The sequence below is a fragment of the Sphingomonas sp. NFR15 genome, assembly GCF_900103265.1.
In the GTDB taxonomy this organism is placed as follows: domain Bacteria; phylum Pseudomonadota; class Alphaproteobacteria; order Sphingomonadales; family Sphingomonadaceae; genus Sphingomonas; species Sphingomonas pollutisoli.
In genome coordinates, this window is record NZ_FMWX01000002.1 from 548,437 (window position 1) to 564,815 (window position 16,379).

15 protein-coding genes are annotated in these 16,379 nt (G+C 67.3%); all 15 read right to left on the reverse strand.

Features of this window, described 5'->3' with window-relative positions; all coding sequences use genetic code 11:
* Positions 1–65 precede the first annotated feature (65 nt).
* Entirely contained in the window at positions 66–1,067 is a 1,002-nt protein-coding gene (locus BLS81_RS08045) for an NAD-dependent epimerase/dehydratase family protein (RefSeq protein WP_093222859.1), read from the reverse strand.
* Positions 1,064–2,365: a UDP-glucose dehydrogenase family protein gene (locus tag BLS81_RS08050; RefSeq protein WP_093222861.1), complete on the reverse strand. Its 1,302-nt coding sequence runs from the start codon at positions 2,363–2,365 to the stop codon at positions 1,064–1,066. The genes BLS81_RS08045 and BLS81_RS08050 overlap by 4 nt, the downstream gene beginning before the upstream one ends.
* A 67-nt stretch (positions 2,366–2,432) precedes the next feature.
* Positions 2,433–3,674 (reverse strand): outer membrane beta-barrel protein, encoded by a 1,242-nt coding sequence (locus tag BLS81_RS08055; protein ID WP_093222862.1) that lies wholly within the window; start codon positions 3,672–3,674, stop codon positions 2,433–2,435.
* A 14-nt stretch (positions 3,675–3,688) separates the two neighbouring features.
* Positions 3,689–4,840: a glycosyltransferase family 4 protein gene (locus tag BLS81_RS08060; RefSeq protein ID WP_093222864.1), complete on the reverse strand. Its 1,152-nt coding sequence runs from the start codon at positions 4,838–4,840 to the stop codon at positions 3,689–3,691.
* Complete coding sequence (locus BLS81_RS08065; protein ID WP_093222865.1) at positions 4,840–5,841, reverse strand: glycosyltransferase family 2 protein; 1,002 nt, start codon at positions 5,839–5,841, stop codon at positions 4,840–4,842. Before BLS81_RS08065 ends, BLS81_RS08060 begins: the two co-directional genes overlap by 1 nt.
* Before the next feature lie 3 nt (positions 5,842–5,844).
* Complete coding sequence (locus BLS81_RS08070; RefSeq protein WP_093222867.1) at positions 5,845–6,993, reverse strand: acyltransferase family protein; 1,149 nt, start codon at positions 6,991–6,993, stop codon at positions 5,845–5,847.
* On the reverse strand, positions 6,990–8,198 hold the full coding sequence (locus BLS81_RS08075; RefSeq protein ID WP_176787075.1) for a glycosyltransferase family 4 protein: 1,209 nt from the start codon (positions 8,196–8,198) through the stop codon (positions 6,990–6,992). Before BLS81_RS08075 ends, BLS81_RS08070 begins: the two co-directional genes overlap by 4 nt.
* A gap of 103 nt (positions 8,199–8,301) precedes the next feature.
* Positions 8,302–9,171 carry a glycoside hydrolase family 16 protein gene (locus tag BLS81_RS08080; RefSeq protein ID WP_176787076.1) on the reverse strand — a complete coding sequence of 290 codons (870 nt, stop codon included), beginning with the start codon at positions 9,169–9,171 and terminating at the stop codon, positions 8,302–8,304.
* Between the two features lie 88 nt (positions 9,172–9,259).
* Positions 9,260–10,528: a glycosyltransferase gene (locus BLS81_RS08085; RefSeq protein ID WP_093222871.1), complete on the reverse strand. Its 1,269-nt coding sequence runs from the start codon at positions 10,526–10,528 to the stop codon at positions 9,260–9,262.
* A 280-nt stretch (positions 10,529–10,808) separates the two neighbouring features.
* On the reverse strand, positions 10,809–11,519 hold the full coding sequence (locus tag BLS81_RS08090; RefSeq protein ID WP_093222873.1) for an exosortase C-terminal domain/associated protein EpsI: 711 nt from the start codon (positions 11,517–11,519) through the stop codon (positions 10,809–10,811).
* The gene (locus tag BLS81_RS08095; RefSeq protein WP_176787077.1) at positions 11,516–12,409 is read right to left on the reverse strand and encodes an exosortase/archaeosortase family protein; all 894 of its coding nucleotides are present in this window, start codon (positions 12,407–12,409) and stop codon (positions 11,516–11,518) included. Before BLS81_RS08095 ends, BLS81_RS08090 begins: the two co-directional genes overlap by 4 nt.
* Positions 12,409–13,224, reverse strand: a complete 816-nt coding sequence (locus BLS81_RS08100) for a tyrosine-protein kinase family protein (protein ID WP_093222876.1) — start codon at positions 13,222–13,224, stop codon at positions 12,409–12,411. The genes BLS81_RS08095 and BLS81_RS08100 overlap by 1 nt, the downstream gene beginning before the upstream one ends.
* The gene (locus BLS81_RS08105) at positions 13,221–14,615 is read right to left on the reverse strand and encodes a GNVR domain-containing protein (protein ID WP_093222877.1); all 1,395 of its coding nucleotides are present in this window, start codon (positions 14,613–14,615) and stop codon (positions 13,221–13,223) included. Before BLS81_RS08105 ends, BLS81_RS08100 begins: the two co-directional genes overlap by 4 nt.
* Before the next feature lie 15 nt (positions 14,616–14,630).
* Positions 14,631–15,446 carry a polysaccharide biosynthesis/export family protein gene (locus BLS81_RS08110; RefSeq protein WP_093222879.1) on the reverse strand — a complete coding sequence of 272 codons (816 nt, stop codon included), beginning with the start codon at positions 15,444–15,446 and terminating at the stop codon, positions 14,631–14,633.
* Complete coding sequence (locus tag BLS81_RS08115; protein ID WP_093222880.1) at positions 15,443–16,333, reverse strand: peptidyl-prolyl cis-trans isomerase; 891 nt, start codon at positions 16,331–16,333, stop codon at positions 15,443–15,445. Before BLS81_RS08115 ends, BLS81_RS08110 begins: the two co-directional genes overlap by 4 nt.
* Between the last annotated feature and the right edge of the window lie 46 nt (positions 16,334–16,379).

The window sequence follows — 16,379 nt, forward strand, 5'->3', positions numbered from 1 at the left end:
ACCGATCCGCGGCGCGGGGTGCGGGTGCGGGTGCGGGTGCGGCGGGGTATCGAACGCTTCCGGTCTCAGCCCGGCTGCGCGTAGAACGCGCGATACCAGGCGGCGAAGCGCTTCAGCCCATCCTCCAACATCACCTGCGGGTGATAGCCGGTCAGCGCATGCAGCTTCGACACGTCGGCATAGGTCGCGGTCACGTCGCCGGGTTGCATCGGCCGCATGATCTTGCGCGCGGTCCGCCCGAGCGCGGCCTCGAGCGCCTCGATCATCTCCATCAGCCCGACCGGGCGGCTGTCACCGATGTTGAGGACGCGGTGCCCGCCCGTAGCGGGCGGATGATCGAGCGCGCCGATGATGCCGTCGACGATGTCGTCGATATAGGTGAAATCGCGGGCCATCCGGCCTTCGCCATATACCTCGATCGGCTCGTCGTTCAGGATCTTCCGCGTGAAGCCGAAATAGGCCATGTCGGGCCGGCCCCAAGGGCCATAGACCGTGAAGAAGCGCAGCCCGGTCTGCGGGAAGCCGTAGAGCTTGGCGTAGCTCTGGCTCATCAGCTCGCACGCGCGCTTGGTGGCGGCATAGAGCGAAACCGGGTCGGTCGCCGGCTCATCCTCGGTGAACCCCGCCCCGCCCATCGGCTTGTCGCCATAGACCGACGACGAGGAGGCGTAGACGAGATGTTCGAAGCCCGGTGCGTGCCGGCTCGCCTCCAACAGCGACAGATGCCCGGCGAGATTGGAGCGTTCGTACGCGAACGGGTTTTCGAGGCTGTAGCGCACCCCGGCCTGCGCGGCGAGATGGACGATCCGCCTGACGCCGTTGTCGCGCACCAGCGCGGCGATCGCGGCCGCATCGGCGATATCGCGCTTGTGGAAGCTGAAGTCCGCAATCCCCGCGAAGGTCGCCAGCCGCGCCTCCTTGAGCGCGGGATCGTAATAATCGTTGACGATATCGAGGCCGATCACGCGTTCGCCGCGCGCGAGCAAGGCATGCGCGGTCGCGTGGCCGATGAAGCCGGCGGCGCCGGTGACGAGAACCGGGTCGCCGTTGGCGCGCGGGCCGCTCATCGTCCCACCCCCGTATAGGTGAAGCCGGCCGCCTCGACCATGTCGCGCGGATAGATGTTGCGCAGATCGACCAGGATCGGTCGCGCCAGCAGGCTTTTCACGCGCTCCAGATCGAGCGCGCGGAACGCATCCCATTCGGTGACGATGACGAGCGCATCGGAGCCCTCCATCGTCTGATAGGCGTTGCCGCAATATTCGACGTCGCTCAGCACCCGCTTGGCCTGCTCCACCCCTTCCGGATCATAGGCGCGTATCGTCGCGCCGGCATCCTGCAAGGTCTGGATCACGGCGATCGCGGGGGAATCCCGCATGTCGTCGGTATTTGGCTTGAAGGTGAGGCCGAGGACCGCGACCGTCTTGCCGCGCACGTCGCCGCCCATCGCCGCGATCACCTTGCGCCCCATCGCGCGCTTGCGCGTGTCGTTGACGGCGACCACCGCCTCGACGATCCGTTGCGGCGCGTCATAATCCTGGCTGGTCTTGAGCAGGGCGAGCGTGTCCTTCGGGAAGCATGAGCCGCCGTATCCCGGCCCGGCATGGAGGAATTTCGCGCCGATCCGATTGTCGAGCCCGATGCCGCGCGCGACCTCCTGCACATCGGCGCCGACCTTCTCGCACAGATCGGCGATCTCGTTGATGAAGGTGATCTTCACCGCGAGGAAGGCGTTGGCGGCATATTTGGTCAGTTCCGCGCCGCGTCGGCTCATCTCCACGATCGGCGAGCGGTTGAGGTAGAGCGGGCGATACACCTGCCGCATCACCTCCATCGCGCGCGGATCGTCCCCGCCGATGACGATCCGGTCGGGCCGCTTGAAATCGTCGATCGCCGCGCCTTCGCGGAGGAATTCAGGGTTGGAGACGACCGCGAATTCGGCATGGGGATTGGCCTCGCGCATGATCCGTTCGACCTCGTCGCCGGTGCCGACCGGCACGGTCGATTTGTCGACGATGACGGTGAAGCCGGTGATCGCCTGCGCGATCTCGGCGGCGGCGGCATAGACATAGGACAGATCGGCATGGCCATCGCCGCGCCGCGAAGGCGTGCCGACCGCGATGAACACCGCGTCCGCGCCCGCCACGCCCGCCGTCACGTCGGTCGTGAACGACAGCCGCCCGGCCGCGACGTTGCTCGCGACGAGTTGGTCGAGTCCGGGTTCGAAGATCGGGATGCGCCCCGCCCGAAGCGCGTCGATCTTCGTCGCATCCTTGTCGACGCACACCACATCATGCCCGAAATCGGCGAAACACGCTCCGGATACCAGGCCGACATAGCCTGAACCGATCATCGTAACCTTCATGGAATAGCCCCCGGTTGAATGTGCGATATGTGCAAAAGGTTACCGATTTGACGCGAGCCGGCGCGCATCACGAACCGAACGCGCGGGTGACGGAAAACGTCACCGCATCCGCGACATAGGGAAACGCGACCTTGGTCGATTCGCGCTGGGCATGTTCATAGGCGAGGCTCAGCGTGAATTTGGACCCCGTCACATAGGATAGGCCGGCGCTGACGCGCGTCGTCACCTCGTTGCGGTTTAGCGCGAGCGGTGCGGGCGCCTGCACGTCGTAGCGGAAACGCCGGCTCCCCCGGCTCACGCCGAGATTGAAATCGACCCTGCCGAACAGCGTCTCGCTCGCGCTGATGCCGTAGCTCGTCACCTGCACGCCATTGGAGAAGACGCGGCTCTCGGTCGAAAAGCCACGGCGGAAGGTCGGCGTGATGACGAGGTTGGGCAGCGGCGACCAGACCAGCGCGATATCCGCCTGGATGCCGCGCCCATCCTTGTTCAAGATCGAACGATCGTCGTGCCAAGTATAGCCGAAGCTGCCGCGCAGGCTGGTGATGCCCGTCAGATGATAATCGATGTAGGAGATCACCGAGCGTTCCCGGAAATCGCTGCGATAGGGCGCCAGCCCGCTCCCGGTCTGGATTTGCGTGGTGGCGAGGCCGTCGGCGCGCTGCTCCGAATATTCGAGCGTGACGCTGTTGCCGGTCGGAGAGAAATAGCCGAGCCCGCCCGAGAAGCGCACGATACGGGTGCCGTTCGCCTCAAGCTCTCGGCTGTCGACCGCCGAACGCTGATAGCCGGCCCGCCCGACCACGCGAAAATTGCCGAGCAGATCGCGCGAAGCGACCACACCGACGTCGGCGGTCGACCGCAGCGTCTTGTGGGTGATGAACGCATCGTCGAACAGCACCGGTTCGCGCAGATAGGATGCGGTCGCATTTACCTCGCCTTGCCCGGTCTTGTATGTCGCCGCCGCGCTGCCGGCGAAATTGAATGCGTTGAAGCGCGGATTATAGGCATGGATGCGCTGCCCGGCCGTGCCTTTGAGGTCCACCGCGACCACCCCGATCCGGGTCGCCACCCCGCCGCGCACGACCAGATAGGTCACGACTTCCTCGCCGCTGTCGGGCAGCGTTTTGCGCAGCGCCGAGGGAACGCGATAGAGGTTGTCATCATAGCGGATCGACGCGGAGGCCGCGAGGTCGTAGCTCTGCGCTTCGGCCTGCGCCGGCAGCGCGACCCAGGCGACGCCGATGAGCAGACAGGCCGCGCGGGCGGTGGCGGCGCACCCCATCACGCCGCTGACCGGCATCGGCATTCGACCCCCTACGATCATGCGGAAACCCCGCCGAGCAGTTCTGGAAAGCTGTCCCGCGCGCACTTCGCCCAAGTGAAGCCGCTCGCCCGCCCCCGCGCGGCCGCGCCACGATCAGCGCGCAAAGCCGCATCGCCCGCATAGGCCGCGATCGTCGCGGCGAAGCCCTCGATATCCCCCTCGGCGACGAGCGATCCCGTATCCCCCAATACCTCGGGAATACCGCCGGTCGCGGCGGCGACCGAGGGACAGCCCTGCGCCGCCGCTTCGAGCAGGACGAGGCCGAACCCCTCGATCTTACCTGGCAACGCGCGTGCGAACAGCAGATGCGCCGCCGCACGGCGATAGATGCGCTTGATATCGTCGATCGAGAGCCGCCCCGGCATCGCGATCCGCACCCCCACATCGCTCGCCGCGGCGCGGATCGCGCGCGCATAGCCGTCATCCTCGGCGCGGCCGATCACGACATACACCGGATCGGCCATGCCGTGCCGGTCGCGCGCGAGCGCAAGCGCGGCCAGCGTCTCGACATGGCCCTTGCGCGGCTCGAGCCGCCCGACGCTGCAAAACAGCGGCGCCCCGTGCGGCAGCGCGGCGAGCGCCGCATCGTCGAACGCACCGCTTGTCGGTGGATCGAACCACTCGCGGCCCACGCCCAGATAGGTGATCGCCTCACGCCGTGGGCGGCCGAGCTGCGCACGGAAGATGTCGCGTGTCGCCCGCGAATTGTAGGCGACCAGCTCGGCGGCGAGATAGGCGTTGCGCGCCGCCGCTAAGATCACGCCGCCCTTGCGGACCTTGCTCGCCTCGCTGCCGTGAACCATCACGCGGTAGCGGCGGCGGTGCAGCGGTTGCAGCATCCGCACCAGCAGCAGGCTGCGGATATCGGCGGCGAGGACGATCGCACCGGTGGGCAGGCCACGCAGGATCGCCGGCAGCGCCCGCACCGCGCGCGGCGGAACGGCGTGGTGGCGAAGGATGAAATGATGCTCGACGTCGGCTGGGAGCGCCGCCGCGCCGGCGTCATAGGCGGGCGCGACGACGACGACCCGGCAACCGGCGGCCGCGAGCGCGCGCGCCAGCTCCACCGAATAGGTGCCGATCCCGCCCGCGAACGGCGGATATTCGCAGGTGATGATGGCGACGGTTCGCGCCGGCCGCTGCAACATCACGACACCCCCAGCGCGGCTTGCCGCGCGCGCCCACCGCTGCCGAGCAGCCGAAGCGCCAGCGCCGGAAACAGCGTCGCGGCGAGCAACGACTGCCACGCGCGGCGGTTGAGCGGATCGAGCCGCACCGCCAGCCGTAACAGCCGCACCGCCCCGGCGCGGTCATTCAGGAGGAAACGCTGGTTGCCGAGCTTGCGCGCCCGCTCGGCCAGCCGGCGCGGCACGAGCGGCAGCAGCGCCGGCTCGTCGGCCGCCGCCTTCAAGGCGACGAATGCGTGATGCGCCATCAGATCGGCGCGGCCGCCGGTGATGCTGCTGCCGCGCTGGCGCTTGTGGAGGAGCGGCGCTTCGACCAGGGCGAACCGCGTGACGCGGGCGAGCCGCAGGTAGAAATCGGTATCCTCGAACACCCGCACCGCCGCATCGAACCCGCCGGCCGCGTCATAGGCGGCGCGGCGCAGCAGCGTGGTCGATGGGATGATCGGGGGATCGTTGAGGAAATAGCGGCGCGAGAGCCGCGTGTCGCCGGTGATGTCGAGCACTCCCGCCCGCCGTGCGGCGCCAAGGTTCTGATCGGGGAAGACGCAGAAATCCGCATAGACCAGCCCGATAGCCGCATCGGACGCCAGCACCGGCAATTGTCGTTCGAGCTTATCGGGCGTCCACAGATCGTCGCCGTCGAGTATCGCCAGCACCGGCGCATCGGTTTCGGCGATCGCCTTGCGCCGTTGCCCCGGCAGGCCGACACCGCCCGGCCCATATAGCACCCGGATTCGCGTGTCCCACGTCTCGATGTCGCGCAACACCGCCAGCGTCTCGCCGTCCGATCCGTCGTCGGCGATCACGATCGCGTCGATCCACGCGGCGCGGCTCTGGTCGAGCACGCTGCGCACCGCCGCGCCGATATACGGCCCCTCATTATAACACGTCATGATGACCGCCACGCGCGGCGGCGCGGCCTGCTCCGGCGTGGGCCGGGGATCTGGCGGGGATACTGCCATCGCTCAGGCGACCGGCGCTTCTACCGGTCGCACCGGCGTGGTCGGGTTGGGCTGGGCGAACCGCTCGAACAGCCGCTGTCCAGGCAATTCGATCCAGCGGTGGCTCAACACCGCCAGTCCGATCACCATCGCGGCACAGACCAGCGCCAGCAGGTCCATCGTCCCCGGCGGGCCGAAGTCGATCAGCGTGGCGCCGCCGACGTCGCGATACAGCGGCACGTGAAGCAGACTCTGCGCCGCCCGCACCACCCCGCCGAGCGCCGAGAAGAGCACGAAATGCAGCAGGTAGATCGAATAGGAGAGCTTCCCGAGCAACGCCCAAGGCCGCCCCGCCAACACACGTGACACCGCGCCGCCATCGAACGCGAACACCAGCACGACCAGCGCGAAGATCAGGATCGACGAGAAGCCATCGACGGGCGCGAACCAGTATAATCCGGCGACCAGGACGACCGCGCCGGCCTCCCACATCGTCGCATGAGGCAACCGCGCGCCGCGCAGGCTGTGAAAGATCCGGTACACGAGATGCCCGGTGAAGAAGCCGCAGATACAGCTCGCCAGCCCTTTGAACTGCGTCTCGGGCCAATCCGGGCGATAGAGTTCGAGTGCGACCAGCGCGGCGCCCCCCGTCGCGACCAGCAGCACGGCGGGCACGATCGTCCGGCCGCGACATGCCACGGCAACCGCGCCGAACACCAGGCAGGTGTAGAATTCGACGCTGATCGACCAGCTCGGCCCGTTCCAGCTATAGTCGCGAAGCGGGGTGATCGCTTGCAGCAGGAACAGATTGACGACCAGCGAACCGATCCCGTTCGCGCCGACGAACGGCGGCTGGCCGCTCGGCACGCCGGCTTTCACCATCGCCCATTTGACCAGTTCGAGCGCCACCAGCGCGCCGAGCGTCACGACGTGCAACGGGTAAAGCCGCCCGATCCGCCGCACGACGAACCGGCGTGCCTCTCCGCCAGCCGCCAGCCGGGCGCCGTAGGCGTGCGTGATGACGAAGCCCGACAGCACGAAGAAGAACGGCACCGACAGCCCGCCATGCCGGATCGGCGGAAACGCGTAAAACGCGCCATTGGCGGACAAATGGAAGAACAGCACGAGCAGCGCCGCCAGCCCGCGCCAGGAATCGAGCGCGCGGAACCTCATACCCCGCCCTCCCCGATCAACAGGCCGCGCGCCGACCGTGACATTGCCGCCGACGGGCCATGTCGCACGCTGGCGATCGCCGCCAGCGTGCGTTCGGCAATCGCGTCGATACCAATATTGTCCTGTGCGAAGTCCCGCGCGGCGAGCGACATGCTACGCCGCGCCGCCGGGCTGAGTGCGAGCGCGCGGCGCATTGCCCCGGCGAAAGCGGCCGGCGTCGCCTCATCGACGATGACGCCATTATGCCCATGCGACACGACCTCCGCCACGCCGCTCGCCCGGAACACGATCGGGATGACCCCCGCCGACATCGCTTCCAGCAGCGCGTTCGACTGGCCTTCACGCCGCGACGCGCACACGAAGAAGTCGCTCGCCTGCAACTCGGGGTAGACATCGGCGACGAAGCCCGCGAACGTCACCGGGGATCCCGCGGACGCGAGCGGCGCGAGCCGGTCCCGCTCCGGCCCGTCCCCGACGAGCCGCAAGCGGAAGTCGATTCCCGCCGCCGCCAGCGCCATCGCGGCTTCGTACAGCACATCGACATTCTTGTCGGGGTGAAGCCGCGCGGCATAGATGAAACCGCGCCCGTCGCGCTGCGCGAGCGCCAGGTGCAGATCGTCGAGCGGCGGCAAGGCGACGCCATTCGGAAACTCGGCGATCCGTGCCGGTGCGACCCGCGCCTCGCGCAGTTCGTTCGCGATCTGGCTGCTGTTCGCGACGAACATATCGACCCGCCGCCGCAGCAACCACTCGACCAGCCGCCCGTATAGAAACTTCTTGCCGCGCAACGCGGCGAACTCGGACGCGTCGCCGCCGCCGCCGAGCTTCACCAGCAGCGGCGCGGCATTCCACCATGCCGCCAGCGCCGGCCCCAGCGCGTGCAGCCGCGCATGGAAGACATAGACGGGAACGCCGCGCCACTCCGGGCCGCGCAGCCGCCACGGCACCCACATGCTCCACGCCAGGAACGACAGAATGTTGCGGCCACCGAGGTTGGGCCAGGCGCGCACGCGTTTGCGCACGATCCGTCCGAACTCGGTCCGCTCCTCGAGCCGCACGTCTCGCGAGCGCGTCGGCGCGACCAATGTCACCGCCACGCCCTTGCGCCCCAGCGCTTCGGCGAGGATGCGTGCCTGCCGCTCCGCACCGCCGTAGCTGTCGGGGAAATAGGTCGCCACCGCGAGGATCAACGATCGCTCAGCCATCATACCCGCCGCTCGCGTGCGAGGGAGCGCGCGCCGCGCCGCCTTCGCTGCCGTCGTATCTCGCGCGCATCGCCGCCCCCACAGACGAAACCAGGATTCATCACTATTTGTAGACCCGCAGGTCATCGAAGGAGACCGTCTGCGGCAATGTCCGCACACTATCCTGAGGATTGATGGACAGCGTCATGTTGAAATAGAAAGGACGCGTGAAGAAGTCGGCATCGGCCGCGATGCGCGCGACTTCCTTGCGGTCCATGTACACGACCAGCGCCGGCTTTCCGTCGATCTCGGCGATCCCGCGCAGATCGACACCGTAAAGATGCCAGCCGAAGTCGGCGATCGCATCCATGCCGGTGTAATCGGATCGTTTGGCATGCCCGCCCGGCTCTTGCGGACCCCAACGGTGTATCGAGTGATGATGGCCGCGCTTGTCGCCCGCGCCGAAATATTCGATCGCATCGACTTCGAGATGGCCGCGGCGGCGTGGGTCGTCCGGCGTCAGCAGCCAGAAGGCGCCCCAGGTACCGCGTGCGTTGGGGAACTGCGCGCGCACTTCGAAATAGCAGCCGACACAGGTGAAACCGTTGCGTCCGGGCACGATCTGCGCGCCCTGATAGGCTTGGTTGGCGTTGGTCGATTGCACGTTGCCGCTGTGGATGCCGTCCGCAGCCTGGTAGGCGCGCAGTTTGAGAACGCCGCCGGCAATGCTGTATGCGGCCCCGCCCGCCGGATCGAACCTCTCCAGCCCCACGTCGGCATGTTGCTTGGCCCACAGGATCGGGCCGCTCAGCGTATGGGGGGTGTTGAAAAGGTCTTCGAACACCAGCTTCGACGTGCTCAGGACGAGCGGGCTGCCGCGCTGGGCTTCACTCCAGCCATTGTCGGCGTAAGCGACACCCGGCAACAGGATGAGAACCGGCGCGAGAAACAGCGCGACCGGCGATGATGCCGCCCGGCCGCTCAGCCTCCGCATCTCCAATGCCCTCATCACCTGGAACCCCCGTCACCGTGGCCTTTGCCAATCGGCATCCTCTCCTGAGCCTCCGCTTCGGTGCGCCGCTTCACGCCCAGCGGTAGACCACTTGCTCCCCCCGCGCCGCGTCGCGCGCGGCCAGACGCTCCGCGACACGCGGCAACGCCAGCGTCTCGCGATATGCCTGGTCGAGCTGCGCGAACATCGCCGCGAACTTCCAGTCTTCGACCGGCGCACAGGACGCCGCGTGCGACATCCGCGCGAGCCGCACGTCGTCCCGCAACAGACCCACCGCCTCGTACGCGACCGATTGCGCGTCGGTACGCCGCACCACGATGCCGTTGACGCCGCTCTCGATGATCTCCTCGATGCCCCGCAGCGGGCTGACCACCGCGGGCTTGCCGCCGGCCAGGCTTTGCACGATCGTGCGCGGCAGGCCCTCTCGAAGCGACGCGAGCGCACAGACGTCGGCGAGCGCGACGAGCCGCTCGGGGTCCGAGCGATGCCCGAGCAGTTTCACCCGGTCGCCGACATCGAGCCGCTCGACCAGCGCCGCGAGCGTCTCGCGCTCGGGCCCGTCTCCGGCGATCAGCAACCGGATATCCTCGCCTGGCCGCGTCACCTCCGCGAAACCGGTGATGAACTCGGCCTGCCGCTTACGTGCTTCCAGCACCGCCATCATCAGGATCGTGCGCGGCTTGGCGGCGTCGGGTCCGACACCGATCAGGCCACGCCAGTCTTCGGGCCATGGCGCATTCTGGTAGCGCTCGACATCCATTCCCGAGCGGACCACCGAGTGCAGCCGGTTCCCGCCGAGCCGGGCGAGCGCATAGGCATCGCGCGTGCCATGGCTGACGTGGATGAAATGGTCGGTCAGCGGGGCGGCGATATGTTCCGCCGCCAGATAGATCGCCTTTTCCGCGAGGCCAACGTTGCTGAACGGCAAGATGTGGACCCCGTGAATGACCGCCGGCACCTTGGCGTTGCTCGCGGCGAAGCGACCGACGATCCCCGCCTTGCTGGTATGGGTATGTACGACATCGGCCCGGATTTCCTCGAACAGCGCCGACAGGCGACGGTAGGCGGCGATGTCGCTCTTCGCGGACACCTCACGGACCATCTCTTCGACGAGATGCACCCGGACCGGAGTGCCGCGCCCGGTATATTCCTCGACATCCGACGAGCGCCCGCAAAACAGATGCACGATGTGGCCGGATTGCGCCTGATGGACGCACGACGCCCAGGTGTTCTCCTCGGCACCGCCCGACCGGTTCATTCGGGTCTGGACATGCGCGATAACGAGCGGCTGCTCGAAGCGCATCGATCTTGCGACATTCTCCCGCGCCCGCTGCATCATGACGGATTTCCCCAAATCCCGCGCACCATCATCCGCAATCTCACCGCGGAGACTTACGCAAACCACCCTTACTTCATCGAGATTTTTACGATCATCCCCACGGTGATCGTGGCATCATTTCTATGCGCGGCGCGCTATCGCGTCAATATTATGATCTATACTTACGTATATGACGTGTCCGTTTCGGATTTATATGGAACTTTCTTTAGAGCGCGGGATATGGCCCTGAAATCCGGGGCCTCACCTGGTCCGCATCATCCGCTCAACATCGCGCAGCCGCTCACGCCGATCGGAGCGCCTCACCGACCAGCATCTTCAACAATGGCCGCCCCGCATCGGCGAGCAGCTTCTCGAAGAAGCTCGCGAGCACGGCGTCCGCCGCAGCCGGGTCATCAGTGGCGAGCTCGTCGGTCAGGAACGAGGCACGCACCATCACCCCATCGGGCAGGCGCAGCGCCAGGCTTTGACGGAACAAGGCCGCACGCACCGCCAGCGAGCCCGCCGGCAGCGCATCACCGATCCGCATGAAATACCCGACCAGCTCGTTGCGCCCGAAGCGATCGCCGAGGAACCGTGTCACCACCGGCCCATCCGGCAGCGCAAGAGGCGCGAGGCGGCGGACCTTGAAGCCCTGGGTGGCGTAACAGAATTCGGGCCAGTGAAACCGGTCCTCCTGCCGAAGCTCGCGCTTGTAGACGATGCTGAGCATGATGCGCGGCAGCGCCGGTGCGACATAGTCGCGCTCGACGATGCGATCGTACATGTCCAGCGCCGCCGCGAAGGCGGCGTCGAGTTCGATGGGATCGACCATGTCCGCGCGGGAGGGCTGCAGCCGCCACGCGCCGAGTTGCGGCGGCAACGCCGTGAGCACCACGTCCCCCCCCGGCGGCACCGCGCGTTGCGCGCGCCGAAAGCCGATCGCCCCGACCGACGTGGCACCTGCGAGACCCGCGAACAACGCCGCGCCGAGCACGTCGCGGCGCTGGATCATGCCCGCGCCTCCACCGGGCCCAAGGCGCGGCCGAGCAGCATGAAGGCCGTCAACACCACACCCACCTCGACATAGGCGGCGACATCATGGACGATCGCTTCGCCCGATACGCCGAACAACGCGGCGGTGACGATCAACGCAAAGATCCGGATGAAATTCGCCGACAGGGCGATCACCGGCATCAACACCACGAACAGCAGTGCGGCACCGCGCGACCGTGCCGGGAAGAAATGCAGGAAAAGAAAGCCGATCGCGGTCATCGACACCATCGCACGCAACCCGACGCAGGCGCCCGCGACGTTGAGCCGGACGAAGCCGACATAGATGAGCACGCCGGAGGTCGTCACCGGGAAGCCCAGCGCGGCGGCGAGCCGTGCCGCCGAATGCGTCAGCGCCAGCCGCAGCGGCACCAGCAGCGCATCCGCGATCGGGCCGAACCACGGCACGATGAAGATCAGCAGCGCGGCGAGCAGCAACCAGCGCCGCGCGAGCGCCGTTCCGCCGGTCGCGAGCGCGAGGCTGGTCATCACGATCGGCAGCGACACGCCCTGGAGTTGCACCGAATCGGTGACGCGGCCGATGAAGTAGAGAATCAGGGCAACGAAGACCCCAGACGCGCCGACCACCCGTTCGCGCCGCGTCGCCGACCAGGTGAAGGCGCGCCGATCGCGCCAATACGCGAACAGCACCAGCGCGAGCAGCAACCCGCTGTGATTGTCCTCCTCGCTCCACAGCAACAGCGCGCCATATTCGACCAGCACGGGCACGTAGAGCGCGACCAGACCGAACAGGATCAGCGCCAGCGCGACACCCTCGGTTCGATGCACGGGCGCGCCCGCCGCACCCTCGCGCACATGGGCCGGTCCCGGCGTGGCGGTCGCGGCCGTCATCATGGCCGCAACATCACGCCGCCGACGATCACGATGCCGGCGTCTTCGCACAAATCGAGCATCCGCGACGAGCGGCGGGCGCGGGTGACGCCGGCGCGCGTCACGCACAGCGCACCCGTCGTCGCGAGCGCGGCGACCTGATAGTCGTTCGAGGTCGCGGCCGCGGGCGTATCGACGAAGATCACTTCGAACTCCTCGCGCATCGTCGCGATCAACGATTGCAGCGCGGACTGCATGAAATGATCGTGGCGCAACGCGGTCAGCGTCGCCGCCGGTATCACCCACAGGTTCTCGACGCCACGCACGGGCCGATGGGTCGCCCCCGGGGGGGCATCCGCGATGCTGAACTTCGTGTGGATCGCGGGGTTATGCAGATCCGCGTCGATCAGCAACGTGCGGACCCCCGATTGCGCGAAGATGCAAGCGAGGTTGCTGGCGACGGCGGTCCGGCCCTCGCGCCGGTCGGCACTGATGATCGACAGCGCCTTATGCTTTGGCTCGGCCAGAAACCAGCGCATCGCGAGGGTCTGCGCGACACGACGCAGTTCAGCGACGCGGGGCGAATGCGGGCTTTTGAGCGCGAACAGATCGTCGGCGAAGCCTGGTCCGGCCGCGGGCGGCCAGACGCTCTGCACGGTGCCGGCCGCGGCCGAAGCATCGCCGAGCATCGCGGCGGCGCGCCGGAACAAGAAGGTACGATCCCGCGACAACCTTGCCGCTTCCTCGGGCAAGGTATCGCCAACCCGAGCCTCCGCGACGAGCAGATCGGCGATCCGCACCGACAGTTCATCCCATTCGCGGCTGTTGTACTTCATTCCTCGACCCTCATGTTCGGCAACAGGCCGGCTACCATTCGCGGCAGGCGGAGCGGTCGCGGCGGGCTGATGCGAATGGTGCCGAGATCGGGAATGCCGAGCCAGGTCTCCATCTCGCCACTGAAGCGGATGCGGCGGTCGAAGAAAGCGATGCCGATCACGAGCACCGTCCCCGCGGCCAAGCCGAAGGCGAGACCGAACGCCATCGTCACGAACCGCCGCGGCAGCACCGGCTTCTCGCTGGGCGTCGCCGGGGACAGAATCGAGATGTTGGTCTGCGCGGTGGCGTCGAGAACCTGCAATTGCGCGCGACGCTGCGCGATCTGATCGTAGGATGCCTGTTGATTGGCGATATCCTGCTGCAATATCGACACTTCGTTTTGCGCCGCGCGGACCTTGGTGACGCGGTCGCGCTGCGCCGCCACCGCGCCGCTCAGCCCGGCCTGCACCGTTCGCGCCTGTGCCGCGCTCGCCGCAGCCGTCTTGCGGATCAGCGCCTCCTGCCCGGCGAGCTGGCCGCGCATCGCGGTGATCTGCGCGACGAGCTGACGATAATCGGGATTGTTGGGCCCGGCGGTCGCGCTGAGCTGGCTGCGTTGCGCCTCCAGCCGCGCGATCTCGGTTTGCAGGCCCATCACCACCCCGCTCGCCATCGTGTCGGGCAGCGCCGCGCCCCCGGCGTGCGACGAGGCCGCGACGCTCTGCGCCTGGGCGGCGGCGAGTTGCGTCGACAAGGCATTGAGCCGGGCGCTGTCGGGATCGGCCTCGCCCTTACCGGCAACGAGATTGAGCGCGCGTTCCTTGGCGGCGAGTTGCGCCTGCATCCCGTGCAGCGTGCGGCTCATGTCGTTGAGCTGCCGAGTATAAGACGCGACCGTCCGCCGCGCCGGATCGGCCTGTAGCTGGATGTTGACGTCGATGAACGCCGCCGCGAAGGCGTTGGCCATCGTCGCGGCGAAGCGCGGGTCGCCGCTGAGAAAGCTGATCTCCATCACCCGGGAATTGACCGCGCTCGAATCGATCATCAGCGAGGCCCGCAGCCGGCGCGCGAGGAAATCGGGCAGCGCCCCGTCCTTGGGTTTCCAACCGAACTGACGTGCCGCATCGGGCATGGTCGCCAGCCCGGTGTCGGTGACGACCTGGCGCGCGACACGATCGCTCTTGAGGATGTCCTCCTGCGTCAGCAGATAATCGGCCGAAAGCTGCTCTGCGACCGATTGCGGCCCGATCGTCTCGGGCGCGCGCACCCCCGCCACCACCGTCGCGGTCGATTTGTAAATCGGGCGCGTCATCACCAGGCTCAGCACCGCGAACGCGAGCGATACCACGACGCACGCAGCGACGATCCGCCACTTCTCGAACAGAACCCTGCCGATATGTCTGGGAGTCACGCTCTCGCCCCCTGCCTAGAACAGACGCGCGCCGACCAGGATGAGGTCGCGCGGCTTCACCGGGTCTTGCGGTTTGGCACGGATGATCGCGTCGGCGGTGCCTTCGTGCCGCGTCACCTTGAGCCGGCTACGCGCGCCGCGCTGCGTGATGCCGCCGGCGAGCGCGATCGCGCGCTCCATCGTCAGCCCCGGTTCGAGCGGGAAGTTGCCGGGCCGCTGCACCTCGCCCGAAATGTAGAAGGTCGCGCTTTCGGTGACGATCAGCGTGTCATGCGGTTGCAGCGTCGGATTGGCGGTACCCGCAAGCAACTGGTCGGCGGGCAGATCCTGCTGCGTTCCGTCCCGCCGAACCACCCGTACGGTGCCGCCGCCGACGCCGAGCGTCGCGCCGGCGCGCGCGAGGATTTCGGTGATGGTCATCCCACCACGGTCGAGCGGATATTCGCCAGGCTTTCCGACCGCCCCCAGCACCGAAACGGTGCGGCTGCGATAGGTCTGCACCATGACGTTGACGAGCGGATCACGGAAGATCCCGCCGGTTTGCAGCCGCCGCGTGATCTCATTGCCGACCTGGGCCGGCGTCATTCCCGCCGCTTGCACCCGGCCGACCGCGTTCAAAACGATCGTGCCATCCTCGGCGACTTCGACCACGCTGTTGTAGTCCGGGGCGCGGTACACCGTCACCGCCAGCACATCACCCGCGCCGACCAGATAGGCGGCATCGTTGGCGACGCTCACCGCGGCCGCCGCGCCAGACGTGGCGGTCTGCGCCTGCGCGAAGGGCGAAACGGCCGACGCGGAGAGCGCGAGCGCGCAGGCGAGCCGCCTCACGACCGGGGCCCCTTGGGCGGGATCTCGGCGACCGCCTGCTTCAGATTGGCGTTGAGAATCTCGACATTGCGCGATTTGCGCAACGTCTTCACCGCGGCTTGCGCGATCTGCTCGACCCGATCGTCCGCGAGGCTGCGCTCGATCTTGCCGGTCGCCGCCTCCAGCGGGACCGGCTCGAGGGTGACCGACTGAATTCGGCCGAGGTGAAGCTGGCCCGGCGATTGATAGACGATACTGGACCCGACCGTCAGCGTATCGAGCATGTCGCGATTGTCGGGAAGTTCGTCGGTGAACCGGGCCACGGTGGTCGGCTGCAAGAAGGGAATCTTGTTTGAAACCACCGCCGCGAGCGTGTTGAAGTCACCGTTGGTGAGTGCGTCCACATAGCTGCGGATGTCCGGCATGTCGCTCTTGAGGACATATTCCTCGACGATGAACCGGCGGCGGTTGGAAAACAACGCGGGGTGCGCGTTGTAATAAGCCTCGATCTCGCGCGGCTCGGCCTTCGGCAGCTTGCCGGTCAGATTACGGATATAGGCTTGCGCGAGGATCGCTCTTTTCGCTGCGGCGATCGCCTGGCTGTTGGCGGGATCGTCCTCCATTTTCGCCGATATCGCCGCTTCCGCGAGCAATTTCTCATTGACGAGTTGCTGGAGCAGCATCCGCCGCATCGGCGCGACCGCCTCCTTCGTTACCGGCGGCATCTGCCGCAGGAATTGGTCATACTCCCCAAGCGTGACCTCGAACTTGTCACCTTTGGCGATGAGCTGATCGGGGGTCTTCGGCGTACCGCAACCGGCAAGCCCCGCGGCGGTACCCAGCACCGTAGCGACCTTGATAACGTGAAAGCGCCGGGCGATCCGGCACACGATGCCATCCTCGAACATCAATTTCCCCGCATAGATGATACCGCCGTGCCCCCGGGCGGCCCCC

Bases quoted from the DNA above. Each gene is read 5' to 3' on its own strand.
- BLS81_RS08095 (WP_176787077.1), bottom strand. From the start codon at position 12,409: ATGACGGCCGCGACCGCCACGCCGGGACCGGCCCATGTGCGCGAGGGT.
- BLS81_RS08115 (WP_093222880.1), bottom strand. From the start codon at position 16,333: ATGTTCGAGGATGGCATCGTGTGCCGGATCGCCCGGCGCTTTCACGTT.
- BLS81_RS08090 (WP_093222873.1), bottom strand. From the start codon at position 11,519: ATGATCCAGCGCCGCGACGTGCTCGGCGCGGCGTTGTTCGCGGGTCTC.
- BLS81_RS08075 (WP_176787075.1), bottom strand. From the start codon at position 8,198: ATGGCTGAGCGATCGTTGATCCTCGCGGTGGCGACCTATTTCCCCGAC.
- BLS81_RS08060 (WP_093222864.1), bottom strand. From the start codon at position 4,840: ATGTTGCAGCGGCCGGCGCGAACCGTCGCCATCATCACCTGCGAATAT.
- BLS81_RS08055 (WP_093222862.1), bottom strand. From the start codon at position 3,674: ATGCCGATGCCGGTCAGCGGCGTGATGGGGTGCGCCGCCACCGCCCGC.
- BLS81_RS08080 (WP_176787076.1), bottom strand. From the start codon at position 9,171: ATGCGGAGGCTGAGCGGCCGGGCGGCATCATCGCCGGTCGCGCTGTTT.
- BLS81_RS08070 (WP_093222867.1), bottom strand. From the start codon at position 6,993: ATGAGGTTCCGCGCGCTCGATTCCTGGCGCGGGCTGGCGGCGCTGCTC.
- BLS81_RS08085 (WP_093222871.1), bottom strand. From the start codon at position 10,528: ATGATGCAGCGGGCGCGGGAGAATGTCGCAAGATCGATGCGCTTCGAG.
- BLS81_RS08045 (WP_093222859.1), bottom strand. From the start codon at position 1,067: ATGAGCGGCCCGCGCGCCAACGGCGACCCGGTTCTCGTCACCGGCGCC.
- BLS81_RS08050 (WP_093222861.1), bottom strand. From the start codon at position 2,365: ATGAAGGTTACGATGATCGGTTCAGGCTATGTCGGCCTGGTATCCGGA.
- BLS81_RS08100 (WP_093222876.1), bottom strand. From the start codon at position 13,224: ATGAAGTACAACAGCCGCGAATGGGATGAACTGTCGGTGCGGATCGCC.
- BLS81_RS08065 (WP_093222865.1), bottom strand. From the start codon at position 5,841: ATGGCAGTATCCCCGCCAGATCCCCGGCCCACGCCGGAGCAGGCCGCG.